This window comes from Shewanella baltica (assembly GCF_900456975.1).
Taxonomy (GTDB): Bacteria; Pseudomonadota; Gammaproteobacteria; order Enterobacterales; family Shewanellaceae; genus Shewanella; species Shewanella baltica.
In genome coordinates this window covers 5,202,721-5,225,828 of record NZ_UGYM01000002.1, presented here as the reverse complement: position 1 = coordinate 5,225,828, position 23,108 = coordinate 5,202,721, and the positions used below count along the sequence as shown (strand labels likewise).

General features: G+C 48.4%; 19 protein-coding genes. 12 read left to right on the top strand and 7 right to left on the bottom strand.

All coding sequences use genetic code 11. The annotated features are described in order from the left end of the window. The first annotated feature begins 86 nt into the window (after positions 1–86). Together yihG (DYH48_RS23380) and yihG (DYH48_RS23375) are read left to right on the top strand one after the other, a co-directional pair. Positions 87–983: a 1-acylglycerol-3-phosphate O-acyltransferase, YihG family gene (yihG, locus tag DYH48_RS23380; protein ID WP_115336040.1), complete on the top strand. Its 897-nt coding sequence runs from the start codon at positions 87–89 to the stop codon at positions 981–983. A 13-nt stretch (positions 984–996) separates the two neighbouring features. Continuing rightward, positions 997–1,941 carry a 1-acylglycerol-3-phosphate O-acyltransferase, YihG family gene (yihG, locus tag DYH48_RS23375; protein ID WP_115336039.1) on the top strand — a complete coding sequence of 315 codons (945 nt, stop codon included), beginning with the start codon at positions 997–999 and terminating at the stop codon, positions 1,939–1,941. Here yihG (DYH48_RS23375) and DYH48_RS23370 read toward each other — a convergent pair. Then, a complete protein-coding gene (locus tag DYH48_RS23370; protein WP_432344237.1) occupies positions 1,938–2,423 on the bottom strand; it encodes a 2-thiouracil desulfurase family protein in 486 nt (161 codons plus the stop codon). The genes yihG (DYH48_RS23375) and DYH48_RS23370 overlap by 4 nt on opposite strands. Positions 2,424–2,753: 330 nt before the next feature. Between DYH48_RS23370 and DYH48_RS23365 the strand changes: the two genes are divergently transcribed. From DYH48_RS23365 to DYH48_RS23330, 7 genes are all read left to right on the top strand, one after another. Continuing rightward, complete coding sequence (locus tag DYH48_RS23365) at positions 2,754–3,521, top strand: GntR family transcriptional regulator (RefSeq protein ID WP_115336037.1); 768 nt, start codon at positions 2,754–2,756, stop codon at positions 3,519–3,521. Between the two features lie 57 nt (positions 3,522–3,578). Further along, entirely contained in the window at positions 3,579–4,457 is an 879-nt protein-coding gene (prpB, locus tag DYH48_RS23360; protein WP_071940617.1) for a methylisocitrate lyase, read from the top strand. Between the two features lie 275 nt (positions 4,458–4,732). Continuing rightward, complete coding sequence (gene prpC / locus DYH48_RS23350; protein ID WP_012090444.1) at positions 4,733–5,860, top strand: bifunctional 2-methylcitrate synthase/citrate synthase; 1,128 nt, start codon at positions 4,733–4,735, stop codon at positions 5,858–5,860. 96 nt (positions 5,861–5,956) lie between these two features. Beyond that, positions 5,957–8,560, top strand: coding sequence for a Fe/S-dependent 2-methylisocitrate dehydratase AcnD (gene acnD, locus DYH48_RS23345; protein ID WP_115336035.1), 2,604 nt, complete (start codon positions 5,957–5,959; stop codon positions 8,558–8,560). 160 nt (positions 8,561–8,720) lie between these two features. Next, a complete protein-coding gene (gene prpF, locus DYH48_RS23340) occupies positions 8,721–9,944 on the top strand; it encodes a 2-methylaconitate cis-trans isomerase PrpF (protein WP_115336034.1) in 1,224 nt (407 codons plus the stop codon). A 55-nt stretch (positions 9,945–9,999) separates the two neighbouring features. Beyond that, positions 10,000–10,854, top strand: a complete 855-nt coding sequence (locus tag DYH48_RS23335; protein WP_115336033.1) for an isocitrate lyase/PEP mutase family protein — start codon at positions 10,000–10,002, stop codon at positions 10,852–10,854. 415 nt (positions 10,855–11,269) lie between these two features. Next, complete coding sequence (locus DYH48_RS23330; protein WP_115336032.1) at positions 11,270–15,796, top strand: EAL domain-containing protein; 4,527 nt, start codon at positions 11,270–11,272, stop codon at positions 15,794–15,796. A 95-nt stretch (positions 15,797–15,891) separates the two neighbouring features. On the opposite strand, the gene DYH48_RS23325 is transcribed toward DYH48_RS23330, so the two are convergent. Further along, entirely contained in the window at positions 15,892–16,983 is a 1,092-nt protein-coding gene (locus tag DYH48_RS23325) for a branched-chain amino acid aminotransferase (RefSeq protein ID WP_006084457.1), read from the bottom strand. Between the two features lie 553 nt (positions 16,984–17,536). On the opposite strand from DYH48_RS23325, the gene DYH48_RS23315 reads away from it, so the two are divergent. Together DYH48_RS23315 and DYH48_RS24160 are read left to right on the top strand one after the other, a co-directional pair. Continuing rightward, the gene (locus DYH48_RS23315) at positions 17,537–17,809 is read left to right on the top strand and encodes a Rho-binding antiterminator (protein ID WP_006084458.1); all 273 of its coding nucleotides are present in this window, start codon (positions 17,537–17,539) and stop codon (positions 17,807–17,809) included. A gap of 39 nt (positions 17,810–17,848) precedes the next feature. Beyond that, positions 17,849–18,163 carry a hypothetical protein gene (locus tag DYH48_RS24160; RefSeq protein ID WP_319796006.1) on the top strand — a complete coding sequence of 105 codons (315 nt, stop codon included), beginning with the start codon at positions 17,849–17,851 and terminating at the stop codon, positions 18,161–18,163. 138 nt (positions 18,164–18,301) lie between these two features. On the opposite strand, the gene DYH48_RS23305 is transcribed toward DYH48_RS24160, so the two are convergent. Both DYH48_RS23305 and DYH48_RS23300 read right to left on the bottom strand, forming a co-directional pair. Then, positions 18,302–18,655 carry a RidA family protein gene (locus tag DYH48_RS23305; RefSeq protein ID WP_006084460.1) on the bottom strand — a complete coding sequence of 118 codons (354 nt, stop codon included), beginning with the start codon at positions 18,653–18,655 and terminating at the stop codon, positions 18,302–18,304. Positions 18,656–18,735: 80 nt separating this feature from the next. Beyond that, positions 18,736–20,229, bottom strand: coding sequence for a Na+/H+ antiporter NhaC family protein (locus DYH48_RS23300; protein WP_006084462.1), 1,494 nt, complete (start codon positions 20,227–20,229; stop codon positions 18,736–18,738). Positions 20,230–20,408: 179 nt separating this feature from the next. Between DYH48_RS23300 and DYH48_RS23295 the strand changes: the two genes are divergently transcribed. Beyond that, positions 20,409–20,630: a cell division protein ZapB gene (locus tag DYH48_RS23295; RefSeq protein ID WP_006083484.1), complete on the top strand. Its 222-nt coding sequence runs from the start codon at positions 20,409–20,411 to the stop codon at positions 20,628–20,630. Here the strand turns inward: DYH48_RS23295 and DYH48_RS23290 are convergent. The 3 genes from DYH48_RS23290 to DYH48_RS23275 form a co-directional block, all read right to left on the bottom strand. Further along, positions 20,627–20,839, bottom strand: a complete 213-nt coding sequence (locus DYH48_RS23290; RefSeq protein ID WP_006083486.1) for a DUF1107 domain-containing protein — start codon at positions 20,837–20,839, stop codon at positions 20,627–20,629. The two genes, DYH48_RS23295 and DYH48_RS23290, sit on opposite strands and share 4 nt — an antisense overlap. Before the next feature lie 506 nt (positions 20,840–21,345). Further along, positions 21,346–21,954 carry a thiol:disulfide interchange protein DsbA/DsbL gene (locus tag DYH48_RS23280; RefSeq protein WP_006083489.1) on the bottom strand — a complete coding sequence of 203 codons (609 nt, stop codon included), beginning with the start codon at positions 21,952–21,954 and terminating at the stop codon, positions 21,346–21,348. Positions 21,955–22,084: 130 nt separating this feature from the next. Further along, entirely contained in the window at positions 22,085–23,107 is a 1,023-nt protein-coding gene (locus tag DYH48_RS23275; protein ID WP_115336031.1) for a serine/threonine protein kinase, read from the bottom strand. Position 23,108 lies beyond the last annotated feature (1 nt).

Below are 23,108 nucleotides of genomic sequence, written 5' to 3'. Positions count from 1 at the left end.
CAAATGCACCGACCAGCAGTGCCTAAGATTGAGCCAAACGCCGACACCGAGTAACATAGGCCTCCAATTTTTGTCAGGGGGCTCGGATGGGAACGCTGTTTTCACAGATAAAAGGCTGTATCGCATTTTTAGGCTACGTTATAAATACCGTCTTTTGGACTATCCCAATCGTGTTGATCAGTTTTATAAAACTGATACCTATCAGTCCATTAAGGACTGCAACTAGCCATGTGCTCGACTTTTGTGCCAGCGCTTGGATCAGCGTCAATGGTGTGATTGAGCGCTGCTTGCATCCGGTTAAGATAGAACTGAGTGGTGACACCGACTTTTCCACTAAAGAGTGGTATATGGTGATTGCCAATCACCAGTCTTGGGTGGATATCCTGATCCTGCAGCGGGTTTTTAACCGAAAAATCCCTTTCTTGAAGTTTTTCCTCAAGCAAGAACTGATTTTTGTGCCGATTTTAGGCTTAGCTTGGTGGGCGCTCGATTTTCCTTTTATGCGCCGTTACAGCACGGCACAGTTGCGTAAAAATCCTAAGCTAAAGGGCAAAGACATTGAAATTACTCGTAAAGCCTGTGCTAAGTTCAAGGCTAAACCGGTAAGTGTGATGAACTTTGTCGAAGGCACGCGCTTCAGCAAGGCTAAACATCAAAAGCAGAACTCACAGTTCCAACATTTGTTAAAACCCAAAGCGGGCGGCATGGCCTTCGCGCTATCGGCCATGGGTGAACAGATCCACAAGCTAGTCGATGTCTCCATTTACTACCCAGACTCAGTGCCAAGCTATTGGGACTACCTGACAGGTAAGTTGCCAAGCGTTAAAGTACACATCAAGGTTTCTGATATTGATCCTGCGATGCGCGGCGATTATATGAATGACCGCGATTTTAAAATTGGCTTCCAAGAACAACTGAATCAACTCTGGCTCACTAAGGATCAAGTGTTAAGCCAACTCGCTAGCCAAGCGAATAAAGAATAAAGGTAACGCCACTATGTTGAATTTCCTGCCCGGGCCAGTGTTGTTTATGCTGAGCTTAAGCTTGCTGATCATTAATACCGCCGTTTGGGGCTCGCTTATCAGCATAGGCGGAGTCGTAAAACTCGTGATGCCAGCGCAAAGTGCACGTAATGCGGTGACTGCGGTTATGAATCGTTTTATGTGGGCGTGGGCCTGCTGCAACGGTGGCATCTTGTATTTGATCGCTAAAATTGAGTGGGATGTCGAAGGGCTCGAAGGACTCGATAAAAACAGCTGGTACTTGCTGATCAGCAACCACCTCAGTGGATTCGACATTGCCGCGCAAACCTATGTGTTACGTAACCATATTCCTATGCTGAAGTTCTTCCTCAAAAGAGAACTCGCCTATGTGCCGATTATGGGACTGGGTTGTTGGGCGCTGGATATGCCTTTCATGAACAGGACTAGCCCGGCAAAACTCAAGAAGAATCCGAAGCTTAAGGGCAAAGATTTAGCGACCACACGCCGCGCCTGCGAAAAGTTTAAAAATATGCCCACCTCGATCATTAACTATGTTGAAGGCAGTCGTTTCACTAAAGATAAACATCAGCGCCAAAACTCACCTTATCAGCATTTGTTGCGTCCTAAAGCAGGCGGTATCGCCTTTACTTTATCGGCCATGGGTGAGCAATTTACGAGCCTGCTGGATATGACTATTGTCTATCCCGATGCACCTGACGATATTCTGTTTTGGGTAATGAACGGTAAAGTCACTAAGATCATTGTTAGGATAAGAGCGTTGCCCGTACCTCAAGTCGATCCAACGCGTTATTTCTCTGAGTCTGAATATCGCGTCGAGTTCCAACGCTGGTTAAACCAAGTGTGGGCGGAAAAAGATCAACAAATCGATGCCTTACTGCAAACGAATCAAAATGTCGCGGATAGCGCCGACAGCACCAATCACACTCAAGCGAGCTAGATCTGCTCAGTTCTTTTCTTACTTTGCTCTAGTTCTGCAACCCATGCCGCTGCAGCGGATAACTCAAATTCATTGAATACGGTTATCCCTGCTGCGCTGAGTTTTTCAGCCGTTAATCCCTGTCCCGCGATTAATTGCTTCGCAAATTGACCATCGTAGATCTGCTTATTACCACAGGATGGACTGCGGGCTTTTAGGATCGCCACTTTAATCCCTTCTTGCTGCGCCAGCTTTAGGGCGAGATCGGCTCCCAGACTAAAAGCGTGGGTCACATCCTCACCCTGAGCGGTTAAGATACGCTGCCCAACCCGCTCAGCAGGCGGTCTGGGTGTCGGCAAACCGCCTGCACATTCGGGACAAATCGCCACAATCCGCCCTTGCTCGAGCCACGTCTGCACAAGTTCGCTCTCCATCAAGTTATGACCACCGTCGTAGCGCACCGCTTGCCCGAGTAAACAACTGCTCACTAACACTTTTTCCACTGTCATGCCCAAATGTCTCATTCCGCCCATAGCATAACGCGAAGGACAAACATGCCAAATGCTTTTGGACGATTTCCCCCAAAGCCATCAACACCTGCAACAAGAACGGACGGCAAAAACCACTTAATTGTTGACAATTTAATATTTAAAAATTCATAAGCTAAAATATTAAAAACGAACAAATTAAAATAAAACTATAAAAATCAGAGTAATAAATAAAAATCAATTAGGATGTAGACTTACGTCTAAGTAAACACATTGTTGACAATCCACTAAGAGAGGGCTATTTTTTACCCATTGTCGACAATCCTATTAATAGTGATGCGCTCTATGTTGAAGCAAGACACGACGTTCGTTTCTGATGACACACATGTTTCCCACCTGCATAAGGTCAAATCGACCTCGGCAGATAAAACGTCGACCACACTCGCCGATCAAATTTTGGTGCAGATCCAAACCAGCATCATCAAGGGCGAACTGCCTGCGGGCAGTAAAATTAACGAGCAAGCGCTGGCCGAAAAATACGGTATCAGCCGCGGCCCGACCCGCGAAGCCCTGCAAACCTTAGAAAGACAACGCTTAGTAGTGCGCGCACCCCATGTTGGCGCCCGCGTAGCACAGCTGACAGTTAGCGAACTTAACGATTTATATCAACTGCGTAGCGTACTTGAAGGCATGGCCTGCGAACTCGCCGCCAGTCGTATCACTCCAGAACAATTAGCCAAGTTAGAAGATTTGCTCGCCATGCAGGAAGCGGCGCTCGCTAAGGGTGATACCTACTTCCAAGAGGAAGGCGATGTCGATTTTCACTACCAAATTATTCAAGCCAGCGGTAACAAGCATCTGCAGGAAACCTTAGTCGGCGGCCTGTATCACCTGCTGCGCATGTACCGCTACCAATGCACCAATAAAAATCGCCCCGTTAAAGCGATTGCCGAACACAGACGCATAGTAGAAGCCATTGCCCAGCGCGATGGTGAGTTGGCCAGTTTGCTGATGCGTCGCCATATCGAGCAGGGGCGTAAAAATACCGAATTACGCTTAATTGAATTGCAAGCCAATGCAGCCGCAAAAGAAACCTTAGCCAACATCAGCTAAGTTTATACGGCTCAATATGCCCACTTCCCATAAATGGAAAAGGATAAGGACAAGACCATGACCCAAAGCGCAGGATTACGTTTTCGCCAAGCTCTTGCTAAGGCTAAACCGTTACAAATCGTTGGCACCACCAATGCCTATTTTGCCTTGATGGCAGAGCAAACTGGCTTCCAAGCCTTGTATCTTTCGGGCGCTGGCGTTGCCAATGCTTCATACGGTTTGCCTGACTTGGGCATGACCTCAATGAACGACGTGCTGATCGATGCTGGCCGAATCACCTCTGCAACACAAGTGCCTTTACTGGTCGATATCGATACAGGCTGGGGCGGCGCATTCAACATTGCTCGCACCATCAAAGAATTCGAAAAAGTCGGCGTCGCCGCTGTGCACATGGAAGACCAAGTGTCGCAAAAGCGTTGCGGCCACAGACCTAACAAAGCGGTCGTGAGCATTGAAGAAATGGTCGATCGCATTAAAGCGGCCGTCGATGCCCGTACCGATCCTAACTTTGTGATCATGGCGCGTACCGATGCGGTTGCCGTTGAAGGCTTAGAAGCAGGTATCGAACGCGCGCAAGCCTATATCGCCGCCGGTGCCGACATGATCTTCGCCGAAGCTTTAACTGAGCTAGACCAATATCGCCACTTTAAAGCGCAAGTCAAAGCGCCGATTTTGGCCAACATGACTGAATTTGGCCAAACCCAATTGTTCAATAAAGAAGAACTCGCCGAGGCGGGCGCCGATATGGTGCTCTATCCACTCGGTACTTTCCGTGCAGCCAACCAAGCGGCACTGAACGTCATGCAAGCGCTGATGAATGATGGTCATCAACGCAACGTGCTCGACACTATGCAGACCCGTAAAGACTTGTATAAGTACTTGGGCTACCACGCCTTTGAAGACAAGTTAGATCAACTGTTTAGCCAAGATAAATAACTAAGCAAGCGAGAAAGCAAAATACACAAGACCATGGATTGTCAGTAGAAGCGCAAGCTCATGTTGTTACTGAAACCCAGACGCTTTGCCCCAAGCAGCAAGGCGTCACCGAAAAGCTGCACCCCTACAGGGTTTGGCGTTAAAGCAGATTTAACGTTAAACAAGTTACATAAAAAGTGCAGCCTTAACCAATAAATGTCGGCGAATGAACACTCAAAAATGAGTGCATTCATCCACCAGCAATAACCACACAGAGTTAACGGAAGGGAAGGATTATGTCAGAAGCTAAAAAACTAAGCGGTGCAGGATTACGTGGCCAGAGCGCAGGCGAAACGGCATTGAGCACAGTGGGCGTGTCAGGCAGCGGCCTCACGTACCGCGGTTATGATGTGAAAGATCTCGGTGAAAATGCCACCTTCGAAGAAGTCGCCTATCTCATTCTTTACGGCGAGTTGCCCACTCAAGCCCAGCTTGATGCCTACAAAACCAAACTCAAAGGCCTTCGCGGTCTACCACAAGCCTTAAAAGAAGTATTAGAACGCATTCCTGCTGAAACTCATCCTATGGATGTGATGCGTACTGGCTGCTCTATGCTAGGCAACTTAGAAGCCGAACACAGCTTTGCCGATCAGAGTGAAATCACCGACCGCCTATTGGCTGCATTCCCATCGATCATCTGTTACTGGTATCGCTTTAGTCACGATGGCGTGCGTATCGACACTGAAACCGATGACGATCAAATTGGCGCGCACTTCCTGCATTTATTACATGGTAAAGCGCCGTCGGCACTGCATGCAAAAGTGATGGACGTATCATTAATTCTTTATGCAGAACATGAATTTAACGCATCAACCTTTACCGCTCGCGTCTGTGCTTCAACTCTGTCAGACATGCATTCGTGCGTAACAGGTGCGATTGGTTCACTGCGCGGCCCGCTGCATGGCGGCGCGAACGAAGCAGCGATGGAACTCATTCAAGACATGAAAGATGAAGCCGATGCGCGCGACATTTTAATGGGTAAACTGGAGCGTAAAGATAAGATCATGGGCTTCGGTCACGCAATTTACCGCGACAGCGATCCACGTAATGCCATCATCAAAGAATGGTCAGAAAAACTGGCTGCCGCCAACGGTGACGACCGTCTATACCGCGTATCGGTTGCCTGTGAAGCCCTGATGTGGGAACAGAAAAAACTCTTCTGTAATGCAGATTTTTTCCACGCCAGCGCGTACCACTACATGGACATTCCGACTAAGTTGTTCACGCCAATCTTCGTGTGTTCACGGGTAACGGGCTGGGCGGCGCACGTGATGGAGCAACGCTCTAACAACCGCATCATCCGCCCAAGTGCCGATTATGTGGGCGTTGCACCACGCAAAGTCGTCCCCATTGCCAACCGTTAAGCCAAGCTAACGACTCTTGGCGCGAGACTTCTGTTAAAGAAATGTCTGTGAATAGACTGTCTCGCGCCAACTTCATTTTCCGAAATGGATGATGTTATGAACACTGCTATGAATACCCAATATCGCAAGCCCTTACCCGGCACCAAACTCGATTATTTCGACACCCGCGAAGCCATAGAAGCGATCGCTCCTGGCGCGTACGCCAAGCTACCTTATACATCGCGCGTACTCGCGGAAAACTTAGTCCGTCGCTGCACACCTGCGGACTTAACCGCCTCGCTGAAACAAATTATCGAATCTAAGCAAGAACTGGATTTCCCTTGGTTTCCTGCCCGCGTAGTTTGCCACGACATTTTGGGGCAAACTGCCTTAGTTGACCTTGCAGGCCTGCGTGATGCGATTGCCGCTAAAGGTGGCGATCCCGCTAAAGTGAACCCTGTTGTACCAACACAACTCATTGTGGATCACTCGCTCGCCGTTGAGTTTGGTGGTTTTGATAAAGACGCCTTTGCCAAAAACCGCGCTATCGAAGACAGACGCAACGAAGACAGATTCCACTTTATTGATTGGACGCAAAAAGCCTTTAAAAACATTGATGTTATCCCTCAGGGTAACGGCATCATGCACCAAATTAACTTAGAGCGTATGTCGCCTGTGGTGCATGCTCGCAATGGCGTGGCCTTCCCCGATACTCTAGTTGGCACCGACAGCCACACGCCGCACGTTGATGCTCTGGGCGTTATCGCCATTGGTGTCGGCGGGCTAGAAGCCGAAAGCGTGATGCTGGGACGCGCATCTTATATGCGTCTGCCGGACATTATCGGTGTCGAGCTCACAGGCAGACCGCAGCCTGGCATTACGGCCACTGACATAGTATTAGCCTTGACCGAATTTTTACGCGCACAAAAAGTCGTCTCCTCTTACTTAGAGTTCTTCGGTGAAGGCGCAGCGGCGCTGACACTCGGCGATCGAGCCACGATTTCAAACATGACGCCTGAATTTGGCGCCACCGCAGCCATGTTCTACATCGACCAGCAAACCCTTGATTATTTGACCTTAACGGGCCGCGAAGCCGAGCAAGTAAAACTGGTTGAAACCTATGCTAAAACCGCAGGTTTGTGGGCCGACAGCTTGACTGAAGTGCACTATCCACGGGTACTGCGTTTTGATTTATCCTCGGTGGTGCGCACCATTGCAGGACCATCAAACCCACATGCACGGGTGCCAACATCAGAATTGGCTGAGCGCGGAATTAGCGGCGTAGTTGAAAACGAGCCCGGCTTAATGCCCGATGGCGCAGTGATTATCGCGGCGATTACCAGCTGTACTAACACCAGTAACCCACGCAACGTGATTGCTGCTGGTCTGATTGCCCGCAACGCCAACGCTAAAGGCTTAAGCCGCAAACCTTGGGTCAAAACCTCACTGGCACCCGGCTCTAAAGCGGTGCAATTATATTTAGAAGAAGCCAAGCTATTACCAGAGCTTGAACAGCTCGGTTTTGGCATTGTTGGTTTTGCCTGCACGACATGTAACGGCATGAGCGGCGCGCTGGATCCTGTGATTCAAAAAGAAGTGATCGACCGCGACTTGTACGCCACCGCAGTGTTATCGGGTAACCGCAACTTCGATGGCCGTATTCATCCCTATGCTAAACAAGCCTTCTTAGCATCGCCGCCATTAGTGGTCGCCTACGCAATTGCCGGCACTATACGTTTCGATATCGAAAAGGATGTGCTGGGATTAGATCATGATGGTAAACCAGTCAAACTTATCGACATTTGGCCATCGGATGAAGAAATCGATGCCGTGATTGCGACCAGTGTTAAACCTGAGCAGTTCCGCAAAGTGTACGAGCCTATGTTCGATTTAGCCGTCGATTACGGCGAGCAAATTAGTCCGCTGTACGATTGGCGTCCGCAATCTACTTATATTCGTCGCCCACCTTATTGGGAAGGCGCATTGGCCGGAGAGCGCACGCTAAAAGGCATGCGACCACTAGCGGTACTGGGTGACAACATCACCACAGACCATTTATCACCGTCGAACGCCATTATGCTCGACAGCGCCGCAGGCGAATACCTGCACAAAATGGGCTTGCCGGAGGAAGACTTTAACTCCTACGCCACCCACAGAGGCGATCACTTAACCGCCCAGCGCGCGACCTTTGCCAATCCCAAGCTCAAAAACGAGATGGCAATCGTTGACGGTAAAGTACAACAAGGTTCACTAACGCGTATCGAGCCCGAAGGCCAAGTGACCCGCATGTGGGAAGCGATTGAAACCTATATGGAACGTAAGCAGCCGCTGATCATCATAGCGGGTGCAGACTACGGCCAAGGTTCGTCCCGCGACTGGGCAGCCAAAGGCGTGCGTTTAGCTGGGGTTGAGGCCATTGTTGCCGAAGGTTTCGAGCGCATTCATCGCACTAACTTAGTGGGTATGGGCGTGTTGCCGCTGGAATTTAAAGCCGGCGACAATCGCGCCACCTACGCCATCGACGGCACCGAAGTGTTCGATGTCCTCGGCACGCCAGCGCCACGAGCAGATTTGACCGTCGTCATCACCCGTAAAAACGGTGAGCGCATCGAAGTTCCAGTAACCTGTCGTCTCGATACCGCCGAAGAAGTCTCGATCTACGAGGCGGGCGGCGTATTGCAACGCTTCGCGCAGGACTTTCTCGAATCGAATCAGGCTTAAATCGAATCTTGTTTGAGTCGAGTCTTGAATCAAGGCTCGGCTCAAGTAAAACACGAATATCAGCTAAAGATAAGCTAGCTAAACCGAGCGCCAATAACTTCCCCAATTAAGTTACTGGCGCTCATTTGGATTCCATTGGGAGTCCTTTTGGAGTCAATCTATGAATGCTTCAACACCCCACGCGCCGCAAATCAAAGTTGCTGCGACCTATATGCGCGGCGGCACCAGTAAAGGCGTGTTTTTCCGGCTGCAGGATTTGCCTAAAGCCGCACGAGTTGCTGGCCCTGCTCGTGATGCGCTACTGCTGCGAGTGATTGGCAGCCCAGATCCCTACGGCAAACAAATTGATGGCATGGGTGCAGCCACCTCAAGCACCAGTAAAACTGTGATCCTCTCCCCTAGCACTCAAACCGATCACGATGTCGATTACCTGTTCGGCCAAGTGGCCATCGACAAACCCTTTGTCGATTGGAGCGGCAACTGCGGCAACTTAACCGCCGCCGTCGGCGCCTTTGCCATCAGCAATGGCTTAATTGATACGGCCCGCATTCCACACAATGGCATCTGCACTGTGCGTATTTGGCAAGCCAACATAGGCAAAACCATTATCGCCCATGTACCCATCACCCAAGGTGAAGTGCAAGAAACCGGTGATTTTGAGCTCGATGGTGTGACCTTTCCCGCGGCCGAAGTGCAAATCGAATTTATGAATCCGGCTGCGGACGAAGATGCCAATTCTAACGGAGGGAGTGGCAGCATGTTCCCGACCGGCAATGTTGTTGATGTACTAGAAGTGCCGGGTATTGGCAGCTTTAAGGCCACTATGATTAACGCTGGCATTCCCACCATTTTTATCAATGCAGAGGACTTAGGCTACACAGGCACTGAGCTGCAGGATGATATTAATAGCGACACGGCGACACTGGCTAAATTTGAAACCATTCGCGCCTATGGCGCTGTGCGTATGGGCTTGATTTCGCATATAGATGAGGCCATTACACGCCAACATACGCCCAAGGTCGCCTTTGTTGCTAAACCCAAAGCCTATGTGTCATCGAGCGGCAAACCCGTCAATACCGATGATATCGACTTGCTCGTGCGCGCACTGTCGATGGGCAAACTGCACCACGCCATGATGGGCACAGCAGCAGTGGCAATTGGCACAGCAGCAGCAATCCCCGGCACCTTAGTTAACTTAGCCGCTGGTGGAGACATTAAGGACAAAATAGATGCAGTGCGTTTTGGTCATCCCTCAGGCACGCTGCGTGTTGGGGCTGAGGCGTCAATGGTTGACGGCGAATGGACAGTCGTTAAAGCCATTATGAGCCGCAGCGCCCGCGTGCTAATGGAAGGTTTTGTGCGAGTGCCGAGCGAGTGTTTCTAATCGTTTATCTGGTTTTAGGTTCAATCGCTAAAGGCACACAAGGAAGACGATTCAAATGAAAAAAACAACGGCATTACGACAAATGCTCAGTGGTAGCGATATTCACGTCGCCCCAGGCGTTTACGATGGCATGACCGCACGTTTAGCCGAACAGGCGGGGTTTAAGCTGATTTATGCCAGTGGCGGCGCGATTGCGAGAAGTTGTGGTTTCCCCGATATAGGCATGCTGAGCTTTAGCGAAGTGTTGCATCGACTCGAGCAAATGGTCGAAGTGACCCAAGTGCCCATCATAGCGGATGCAGATACTGGGTTTGGTAATGCCATCAACGTGAGCCGTACAGTGAAAGCCTTTGAGCGAGCAGGTGTCGCAGCATTGCACTTGGAAGATCAAACCTTTCCAAAGCGCTGCGGCCATCTGAATGATAAATCTTTGGTGAGTACCCAAGAAATGGTGCACAAAATCCGTGTTGCCAAGGATAGCCAAACTGACCCAGATTTTACCTTAATTGCCCGCACTGATGCGATCGCCGTTGAAGGATTCGACGCTGCAATGGAACGATCACATGCGTATTTAGCAGCGGGTGCCGACGTGATTTTTGTCGAAGCGCCAGAAACCGTTGAGCAAATTGAATTGATCGCTAAGCATATCAAGCAGCCTAAGCTCATCAATATGTTCCACAGTGGTAAAACACCGCTGGTGTCGAAGGACAGACTGCAAGCATTGGGATACAAGTTCATCATTATTCCCTCAGACTTACAGCGAGCGACTATCCATGCTTGTCAGCACACCTTACGCACCATTCTCGAGCAAGGTGACAGTGGCAGTATTGCCGAGCAGATGGTGTCGTTTGCAGAGCGTGAACGGATCATAAATACACAAGCGTATTTGGATCTTGACCTCGGCTATTGACGTAACTGAGTCAATGCAAGTTTACCCCTGCCATCTAAACGCTAAAACAGTTCAACCAAAGACCTTGCTTCTCCCCCTTCCGGCAAGGTCTTTTTCTATTCGCCCTCATGATTTTAGTGACTCTGCGCACTGGTTTTCGCTGCATTTGTCGCAGCATCATATGTTGGCCAATCTTAAACAGTGCTAAGATTCTTAAGCTTAAACACTGGAAAAAAAGCTCGTCATAACCAGCACAAAGACACTAAAACAGCATATTTGAACTATCGCGTTATCGATGACAGAATCGCGCCCATCGATTTTGGTTGTTTTTAAACCAAGTCAGCAATTTAAGCTAAAGTTTTTACAACAAAATGGCATTTAAGGTCTAGGCTAAGAACTAAACTAAATAGAAACCTAATCAGGATGGGTCCGTTTTTTGGTAGGGGAAAATTTGAGTCAACTAATCCACAAGCTAGTGCTAGGCGCGCTTTGTATCCTAAGTTTGTGGGGGATCTCGTGCAATGGATTAGCGCAACCATTGAGCGCCGCTTTCACGCAGCTTAAATTTGAACATATTCGCAGTGAAGATGGTCTCAACCAGAATACGATTACCAGCCTGTTTATGGACAGTGCTGGCATGTTGTGGATTGGAACTCAAGATGGTTTGCATGCCTACAACGGTCATAACTTCACCATTTTCACCCACTCTCCCAACGATCCTAGCAGTATTTCTGAAAGTTATGTCTCTGACATTATTCAAGATTCAGAAGGCTACATTTGGGTTTCCACGTTCAGCCAAGGGGTCAATCGACTCGATTTGAGCACTGGGACCTTTGAGCACTTTGGCCAAGAACAAGGTCTGACCGATCCCCGCACCACCAAACTCAGCATAGTGGGTAATACACTCTGGATTGGTACTAAAGCAGGACTATTTTCCCTATCGACCAAAACCAAACGCATTACCCAGGTCAGTTTAGGTAACAGCGTCGAGCCCTATATCACTAGCTTAGCCAATGTTGAAAACACGTACCTGCTGGCAGGTACCCAAGATAGCGGCACCTTTGCCGTCAGTGCGAATACCATCACTCGCTTAAACGTGCCGCAAAATGTCACCACCTATCAAATTCGGGCGAACTCGGCCTACTCGATCACTTTAGCCCTTGGTGGACAACTATGGCACTACAACTTGGCCTCGCAGCAGGGCGAAATCCTTTGGCAGACTGACGATAACGTGCCTTACATTAAGGATTTTATCCAAACCGAACAGGGTGACTTTTGGGTCGTCGGGCCTGAAGCGGGTCTCATTCAACTCGAGAAAAATGATAATTTATTCACAGCGACCTACCATAGATACGATCCTAAGCGCACTAACAGTATCAGTGAAAATAACATACTGAGTTTACTACAAGATCCCTTTGGCAACTTATGGCTAGGCGCCAGTTATTCGGGATTAGATAAAATTAATACCCGTCGCCAGTATTTTCAGCATATTTTCGAATACACCACGGAGCTGTCGCAACAGAGCAACAATATTCGCACCTTATTCCGCAGCAAAGATAATGCCCTTTGGATAGGCACTGAAGGCGCAGGGCTTAAGCGCATATTAGCCGATGGAAAATATGAGCATTATACGGAGCTATTTGCGAACGCCTTAGGAATGCATCAACGCAATTTAAACCTCATCCTGCGAGATATTGATCAAGACAAAGCTGGCGTGCTCTGGTTTGCCACTAACTATGGACTCGGTCGGCTGTCGCCAGAGGGCGATTTCCAATTACTCAAGGTCACTACAAGTACGGACCAAGGCTCTGAAGCCAATTATATTCGCAATCTAGACATTGATGATCAAGGTCATCTCTGGGTAGCAACGACCCATGCCATCTATCGCAAAGCTATAGATACCGATGAGTTTACTTTTATCTCATTGGCACATATTGATAATTTCTATCCGGCACAAAACCAGCTTTTAATCCTAAGAGCACACAAAGATACGCTTTGGATAGGCACACTCAATGGCCTGCTGAAACTGGATATGAAAACGGGGATAGGTAAATCTTACTTCCATCAATCCTCTAATAAGAAAAGCTTAATCAACAACCGTGTCCGCGATATTTTGGTGACTCAGGCGGGTGAGGTATGGTTCGCCACCCATGGCGGGATCAGTAAGTTATCTTCCCAAGGTGCCGATGCAGGCTTTACTCATTACACCCGCGAGCAGGGATTACCAAGCGATACCATCTACGCCTTACTTGAGGACCAAGAACATAACATTTGGTTTAGCAGCAATGCCGGCATAGGTAAACTTAACCCTAAAACCAATCGCATCATCATATTCAACGAACAAGAAGGTTTGCAGGCACTGGAGTTTAACGGCGGTGTAAAACTTCAGGACAGCGATGGCGATCTCTGGTTTGGCGGTATTAACGGCATCAATCGTTTCAATCCCCAGTCGATTCCAGATCAACGACCAGATGTCAAAGTCGCGCTCACTGGCTATAGCATTGCGGGAAAAGGCCACACGATTCTCGATTTAAGCCGCCCCCCTAGCATAGTGATGGACTATAGCGATCAGCTAGTCAGTTTTGAGGTGACCTCATTGGATTTCAGCTACACGGGTAAAAACCGTTTCAGCTATTATCTCGAAGGGTTTGATAACAGATGGCATGAGCTACCCACAGGCAATGAAATCACCTTTACTAACATCAATCCTGGCCATTACCGATTACATGTTCGTCATGGGCTGCAATATAACTCAGAAGGTGCCTATGCGCTGCTTGTCGATCTGAATGTGCAAGCCCCCTTCTATCGCACTCAATTCGCCTATATCCTCTATTTCTTACTCACTTTAGGACTGCTGGCTTGGGCCATTATCTGGCGTAGGAACAAACGCCAACAGCAACGTGAATTTGAAACCAGTATCCGCGCCTCAGAAGAGCGGCTAAAGCTGGCACTTTGGGCGTCTGGCGATGGCATGTGGGACTGGAACATAGCCGAAAACCAAGTCTATCGTACCAATATGGACTCTTCGATTCCCCATTGGAACAGCAGCAATATTGCCCATGAGAGCATGCACTCTGAAGACAGAGAGAGATTCAAACTTGAGCTAAACGAGCACCTTCAAGGCCGCTCGCCTTTCTTCGAAGCTGAGTACCGTGTCGAACGCTCACCGGGTAATTGGGTGTGGATTTTAGACCGTGGCAAAGTGGTTGAAAAAGATAGCTTAGATAACCCAATCCGCATGACAGGGACTAACCGTAATATCACCTCTCGTAAACTGATTGAGAACGAGCTGGTATTGTCCTCGCAAGTGCTCAACAGTATGAATGAAGCGGTTGTCGTGGCGGGCCTAGATTATCGCATTCGCTCGGTTAATCCCGCATTTTGTGCCATTACTGGCTACACAGAGCGCCAAATCACCGACAGGCATTTCATTCATTTAGCCTTTGGGCGCCAACAGCGAGAATTGTTCAATACCATTGAACAACAGCTACTGCGCCATAAACATTGGGTCGGGGAGCTGTGGATCCGCAATAAACAACGGCAGGCGATTTTAGTCTGGCTTGAGATCAACCAAGTTATCGATATTAAAGGTGAAACCAGTCACTTCGTCGCCGTATTTACCGACATCACACAGCGGAAAAAAGCCGAAGAAGATCTGCGTTTCCTCGCCAGTTTCGACACCTTAACGGGCCTGCCAAACCGAACCTTATTCCAAGACAGGCTCAATCACGCGATAACCCAAGCGCATAGGGCGAACAATATCGTCGCCTTACTGTTTTTAGATCTCGACCGCTTTAAACATATCAACGACTCCATGGGGCACCATGTCGGCGATTTACTGCTCAAAGCGGTAGCCAGAAGACTGCAAAATGCGGTGCGTGATGGCGATACGGTCGCACGCCTAGGTGGTGATGAATTTACCATTATTTTAGAAGGGGTGGCGAAAACCAAAGCCGCCACTTTGATCTCAGAGAAAGTACTCAGAGCATTCCAAACGCCCTTCTTATTGGACGATAAAACGCTAACCATTTCGACCTCCATCGGCATCAGTCTCTATCCAAATGATGCTGATAATGCCGACTCGCTGATTAAATTTGCCGATACAGCCATGTACCACGCGAAATCCTCAGGTAGAAATAACTTCCAGTTTTATACTTCTAAGTTAAATGAAATTGCCACTCGCCATGTGCAACTCGAAAGTGGGTTAAAAGAGGCGATTCAGCGCAACGAGTTGAGCTTAGTTTATCAGCCTAAGTTCTGTTTAAAAGATGGCTCGCTGACTGGGATAGAAGCGCTTTTACGTTGGCATCACACTGAACTTGGCCCCATTTCCCCCGTCGAGTTTATTCCGCTGGCGGAAGAAACCGGCATCATCACCCAAATTGGCCATTGGGTGATCAATCAAGCTTGCCAGCAATTAGCCGAATGGAACAGCTTAGGATTCAACGGTATCACTGTCGCCGTTAACCTATCGGCTCGCCAACTTAAGGCCGATATTATCTCCACTATAGAAGTTGCCTTAGCGGTTTCAGGTCTCCCGGCACAATCCCTTGAGCTTGAACTGACAGAGTCGATGATCATGGGCAATCCGCAGGAGTCAGTCAGTATTCTATCTAAACTAAAGGCCCTAGGCTTGACCATAGCGGTGGATGATTTTGGGACGGGTTATTCGAGCCTAAGTTATCTCAAACGCTTCCCGATAGACACGCTGAAAATCGATCGAGAGTTCGTCAGAGACATCACCAATGATCCTGACGATGCGGCCATCACCAGCGCCATTATTGCCCTCGCTCACAGCTTAGACCTGAACGTTGTCGCCGAAGGCGTAGAGACCCAAGAACAGCTCAACTTCTTGGCGATGCAGGGTTGCGATCAAGTACAAGGTTTCTTACTCAGTAAACCCTTAAGTGCCGCGGATTTTTTAACTTTACTCAAGAATCAATCTAAGCCACAGCCGATTTGATTTGGTTTGATTTGAGGCGAAGCCTACAAATGTCATCGTCAAAAATAGCCAATAAAAAAGGCTCCTAGGAGCCTTTAATCATCACCACAACATCCTTACTTTGCTAAACGTTCAACACGCTTAACCCAGCCTTCAGGACCTTGAATGTGGCCCTTTTGGATTTCGGTATACAGTTTGTAGATGCGCTGAACATGCTCGCCCACTTCACCATTACCGACAGTGACTATGTGGCCATCTTCAAAAATGTAGGAACCCACAGCTGAAACCACAGCCGCAGTCCCGAAACCACCCGCTTCGATAATTTCACCAGATTCGATATCGGCGATAAATTGATCAAGCATGACAGTCTCTTGGCGCACTTCACAACCAAGCATCTCACCCAATTCCATGATGGATTGCGAGGTGATCGACTTAAGAATGGTATCGGTGAAGGTCGGAATGATCACAGTGCCATCTTTTAATATGTGGAAATGGTTCATCGCGCCCGCTTCTTCAATCTGTTGATTGGTCGAGTCGAGATATAACACTTGCGATGCACCAAAGGCTGCCGCGGCTTTACCCGCACGCAACGACGCCGCATAGTTACCCGCCGCTTTTGAGGCACCAGTGCCACCCGATACCGCGCGATGGAAAGTTTTGCTGATCAATAAGCGTATGCCTTTGTTCACGCCCGCTGCGTAATAAGCACCACTTGGGCTTAATACCACACAGAAGGTATAACGCGTGCTTGGGCTAACAGAGAGACGGTCTTCGGTCGCAAAAATAAAGGGGCGAATATACAGACACGCACCTTCTTGCATCGGGAACCACAGGCGATCGACATCGATCAACGCATTGATCGCATCCATCTGCACTTGTTCATCGATATTAGGAATACAGACGATATCGGCGGAGCGATTCATCCGCTCGGCATTCTTATTAATGCGGAAAGTATAAATCTCGCCATCTTCGTGCATAAAGGCTTTCGCGCCTTCGAAGATCGACTGGCCATAATGCAACGCCATTGCACCCGGTGCCATTTCAAATGGACCATAAGGAACGATGCGCGGATCGCACCATTCTCCATCATGATAATCCATCAAAAACATATGATCGGTTCTGAGGCTACCAAAGCCCACATTCCCCTCGGGCTTGAATTGCTCAGTACGGCGCTCGGACGCAGGTTTTAAATTGTAAGTTATTTCCATCGCATACCACCTTGATTACTGAACAAGCAGACTAGGGAGCGACAGGAATAAAGTCAAGAGGGGCGCGCATATCTATACCCAAACAATCTGAAGATGCAGGATTCAGCGGCTGATGTTAACGGAATGGTAACGCACTTTAGGCAAGGCCCTTTATTGCTCCTGCATAAATGGCATTCACGCCATCCATGGCGATTGCGGTTATTTGCGGACCTAGTGGGCTAAGTTAAAAATAACCAACACAGCATAAAGTGCATTAAAACCCGCCGGGACGGAGCGCCTAGGGAACTCCACTTCCGTGTTGCATCAATTCAAAAGGTGACCGACATTCTGTCATTGATGCGCCTTGAATTGAAGCACCCTAGGCGCTCTGAAACTCGTATCTTCAGGTAGCTTGGGTATAAAGGTCTAAGCAATAAAAAACTCGCTAACATGCTTGGCTCAGCCTTTCACACTGCCTTAGATACAAGATAAAACAATCCGCATTGGGTCACACATAATGCCAATGGCAAGTATTTTTGCCACAATGGGGTCGAACTCCCGATGAGATAAACCTATGTCTGACTATAAGATGATCCCCTGTGAGCACTACGATTACCTCGAACTTGCCTGCCTGCGCGGTTATCAACTCAAGATTGAGTTGATTGATGGCACGCAGTGCCAAGGTCAAGCCATCACCACGCAGACCAGAGCCGACAAAACTGAGTGGCTTGTTATCCAGCAGCAACAAAATAAACAATCCCTTAGGCTCGACCATATCGTCGCTATCACGCCTGTCGATGTGCATGCTGAATTTGGCAGGGTACTGATTGTCACTAAACGAGGTTAGCGAGAACAACACATGGCAAAGATGATTTTAGCGGTTTAAATCGGTCACTGGACCGGTGGGCATAATGGCCAATATCCCCAGCTGATTGAGTTTGATACGGCGCATCTTGATAGACCCTTTCAGGTCAGCGAGGGTTGGGGGCATGGTTTAGGTGGCGCGGCTTACTCACTCGCACAATTTGTCGCCACGCCTTATTACCTAAAGCTCAAAACCGAGGCTCCTTGGGCGTTTGCCATTATCGAACAGGGCTTAGCGCAACAGAATATGGATGCGATCGCCGCGGCACTCTCAATGCAATATGTGGATCATCCACCGCTTGTGCCTGCACATTTAATGGAATACTTATTAGGTTAAAGCTGAAAGATTTAGCTAGAAGAGAGTGAACGTGATGAACAATGCAGGTTTAGATAGCGAGGTGTATTGCGGAAAAGCGTCACCGAGTCATGACACTCGGTGACAGGATTCTAAACTGGACGAAAAATAGCTCCGCGCTTAAACCGCGACCGCCGCTATCACAGACACTTCAACCAAATATTCCGGTTCAGCAATGGCAGCTTGCACGCAAGCGCGGGCTGGCGCATGGCCTTTAGGCACCCAAGCATCCCATACGGCATTCATCGCATCGTAATCACCCATGTCTTTCAGATAGATAGTCGCTGACAATACATGCTCACGCGCACTCCCCGCCTGCGCCAACAAGGTATCGACTTCTTCAAGCATAGTGACGGTTTGTTCAGTGATATCTTGATACTTATCCTTGGCCACTTGACCACACAGATACACAGTACCTTGGTGAATGACTATGCTGCTCATGCGGGTGCCAACGTCTAAACGGGTAATGCTCATATTGATCATCTCTTAAATCAGTACATTTAAATAATTGGTTTAACTCAAACCGAATAGGCCATTTTAACGATAAACAGGCGTTATGTCTGCGCCGCTAACTTAGGCCAAGGCGAATAGAAGCGCGCCATCAAGGCAAATAAACCGAGACCACAGCTCACCACGGCCAACCACACTAACGGCGTCGCCACTTCTAAATTCACTAATTGGAATCCAACCAAGGCCGAACACGCCGCGATTAACGCGAAAGGCAACTGAGTCACCACATGGTCATGGGGAGCGCAACCTGAACTGGTCGCACTGAGCACGCTGGTATCTGAAATGGGCGAGCAGTGATCGCCAAAAACTGACCCCGCCATCACAGCGCTCAATACTGGCAATAACAGATGAGGATCTAAATTATGGGCAATCTCAGCGCCAATCGGGATCATAATCGCAAATGTGCCCCAGCTTGAACCCGTCGCAAAAGCCATTATCGCGCAGAGTAAAAACATGCCCGCCACCAGCAAGTGCGGAGAAAGATAAGATTTAGCCCAAGCGGCCAACAATTTCGCCACGCCAAGATCTTGGATAACAGCGCCAATCATCCAAGTGCAGAGCAAAATTGCAATGGCAAAGGCGATCATGCGCACACCGTGGCTCAAATCCCCCACTAACGCCGTTAAGCGTCGCCCAGACAAGCCCAGCATAATCAGAGTGACCAAGGTCGCCAACAAACAAGCATCGCGCATAGAGGCGCCAATATCGGCCTTAGCCATCCAGAGCGACACATCCCAAGAAGAGACCTGCTGAGCCCCCGACCACAAAGTTAATCCCACTGAAGCCAATAACAGCGTCAGCATAGGAATAGCGAGCAGCCAAGGATTACCCTTGGTCTCGACTGTACTTGAAGATTCCACCACGGTAGCGGCGACAAAAGAGCGAAAACCCACGCCATACCAAGCGACAAGCACGGACAAACCTAAGGTCACTATGGCGTAAAAGTTGAATAAGGCCACATCTATAAAGGCTTCCAGCGGCGACACTGGCAAAAAGCTGATCCCCGCAATAAGTGCCATCACATAGGGGCCCCAACTGGAGAAAGGCAATAGCGCGCACAGGGGCGAGGCATTGGAATCGACCAGATAAGCGAGCTGCTCATGGCGAATGCCATAACGCTGGCTCAATGGCTGACAAACATGACCGACGGCAAGGCAACTGAAAATCCCATCAATGAACACTAACCAACCGAGGAAAACCACTCCCAGACGCGCCTGACGCTCAGTGCGGATACGGCTATATAGCCAATCGCCAAACTGACCCACGGCGCCGCCACGTGCTAACAACTGCGTCATGCTACCTAGCAGCAACATGGCCAATAGCACATTGAGGTGCCACGCTTGCCACGCGCCTTGGGCATAAAATTGTTTAACACCGATATCAAGCAAATACCGCCCAGTTTGTAGCGGGTCAAATTGGGCGATCAATAGGGCGCCAGAGACGATACCAACGCCTAACGCCACCAGCGTGCGGCGTAAAAACAGGGCTAAGGTTAAGGTCAACAGTAGCGGGAGTATGGCGAGCAGACTAGGCGACATGGACCATTCCGATAAAAAATAAAACCAAGAATACTAACGAGTTAATAACAAATGCAAAAAAACTTAATTTAGAACCCAGTAATAGGGTGTTTTTTGACCAAACGACAAGAATCGCTATTCCTTAAGTTCTAGGCACTGCTAGAATCACAGTCCCATCCAGAAACCATAGGACTCTCCAGATGAGCCTTGAATTACTGTCCAAACTGGAAACCAAAATCCAGGCTGCACTCGAAACTATCGAGCTTCTAAAAATGGAGCTTGAAGAAGAGAAGCAAAAAGCGTCTACGCTAAGTGAGCACAATCAACAATTGAATGCGCAAAACCAGCAACTACAAGAAGAACTCACTTCTTGGAACGAAAAAGTGACTGGCCTTGTTGGCTTGTTAAACAGCGAAATCTAAACAGCATTTGTTTGATGATGCTGCGCTTCGATCAGTTCGTTCAATTCTAAAATAGCCTGCTTCACTTTTGGCAGGCTTTTTCTTGGCAGTAAAAACCGCCCCTTCTCAAATTCCAATCGTCCTAAGTCTTTAACCCAAATAACACCAGTGAGAAAAATACGCGCGTGCTTAACGATAAGCTTAGGTGCGTAGACAGGAAAAACTCTCATATGACCACCTACAAGCATTCTTGTTGTTATTGATTACAGTTGTTTGACAGAAGCTTTACCACTTGAGTTCATCTTTCGGAGGCTTTTTTTCATATTTGATTGCCCAACACTGTTAATCATCTGATTTAGTTAACTTACCAATATGCCATGCTGCAAACCAAAAAAACAAAGCGCCATAATAATGTCACTTGCCAATTTTTTGACGCTCTGTTAAATTAGCAGCGTTACTCAGGGTAAAAATGAGTCCTCTGGCTCAAGTCCGTACTTTCCGTTATAAGAAGTACGGTTTTTTTTGCCCATTTTTTACCTCGTCTTTATTCAATGAGTTCAAACGACTAACCTCTCTAACAGCCTACCGTATGCCTTACAGCAGCTGTCTCTGCTCGTTTCACCTTACTGTTGTTCTTTGCCGCAACAAAAAAGGAGCCTTAAGGCTCCCTTTAAAACGCTGTACGTGCAGTATTATCAACCGCTCAGATGACAGCGGTGTGATAAGGTCATCCGAACTATTTTTTTGCTAAGTAGAAAGCGATATCTAACAGTTCGTCGTAGGATTTAATCGCACCGGTTTCAACACGATACTTACCGTTAACGACGAGAGCTGGTACGCCAGTCAGCTTAGCGTTTTCAGTATCACGCTTCATTTTCGCCATTTGCGCCTTCACCATGAAAGACTCAGCGGCCGCATCGAAGGTTTTACCATCGACACCATTAGCCACGAAAAGAGCGCGAATATCGGCAAGGCTAGTGAAGTGTTCTTTTTTCTCATGAATGGCAGAGAATAACGCCGCATCCATTTTATCATCGACGTTTAACTGATGCGCAACTGCGAATGCGCGTGACATTTCAACGCCCATTTCTTTACCAATAAAATCAACGTGTGCTTGGTTAAACGCTACGCCTTCAGGCTTTTCGGCGAGAATTTTTGGCACTACCGTTTTAGAGAAATTAAAGCAGTGTGGGCAATAGAAAGAGAAAAACTCGGTGATCTCTGGCTTAGCCGTTGCTGGGCCATCGTTAATCACTGTGTAATGCACACCTTCTTGGTATTCCACAGCCGATACAGCCAGTGGCGCCAGTAATAAAGCCGCGGCCATAAGTAATACTTTTTTCATGAACATTCCTTAAATCATTTTTGATAAATTGGCTGGAGACTAACATATTCCATTTTTTGAGTGTAACTCAAGCTTAAGAGTTCAATCTAATGTCACAAGATACGTCAGTGACATCATATTTTGCTCAATACTAATAAGGCACTAGGCTCAGTGGTGGCTCGCCAAGGGCAAAAAGTTGCTCCTTAAATGCCAAGATCTGCTGTTCCCAATATTTTTCATCCCCAAACCAAGGGAAGTTCATCGGGAAAGCAGGATCGTCCCAGCGACGGCCAATCCACGCGTTGTAGTGCACCATACGCAGCGCCCGCAGCGGTTCAATCAAGGCTAACTGCCTGGTATCAAACTCACAAAACTCTTCATAGGCTTCGAGCAATATCTCAAGCTGCATCAACTGCTGCGCTCTATCACCCGTTAACATCATCCATAAATCTTGAATTGCTGGCCCCATACGCGCATCGTCTAAATCGACGAATCCGGGACCGTCTGGCATCCACAAAATATTGCCTGGGTGTAAATCGCCATGCAAACGAATGGCCGCAAAATCTTGGCGCTCCCAAATCGCATTCGCCTTAGCCAACACTTGCTCAACGACGGTAAAAAACGGTAAGCGTAGGCTGTTAGGCACCAGATTAGATTGCTTTAACCACGCAAGCGGCTCGGCACCTAAAATCTGCGGATTCAGCGGTTCACGTTCAGCAAATACAGTTTGCGCCGCGTACTGATGTATACGACCGATGAATCGGCCAACTAATTCCAGCTGTTCTAAATTATCGACTTCAAAGGCGCGGCCACCCAAGGAAGGAAACAGGGTAAATCGATAGCCTTGGTACTTGTGTAACGTATGACCTTCGATGATCACAGGTACGGCAATCGGGATATCTTCTGCCGCAAGTGCGAGCGCATAATCATGTTCCTCTTGGATCTGCGCGTCGCTCCAACGGTCGGGGCGATAGAATTTCACCACATAACGCAGTCCTTCATCACTACGGAACTGATACACGCGGTTCTCGTAACTGTTCAGCGCAAGCAGGCCCGTTTCTGGGTACACGCCCAAACTTTCGATCGCATCTAAGATCAAATCCGGCGTTAGGGCTTGAAAATGGAACTCAGCGCCGCTAGAACTCGTGGTTGGTGGCGTCATATTCTGACTCATA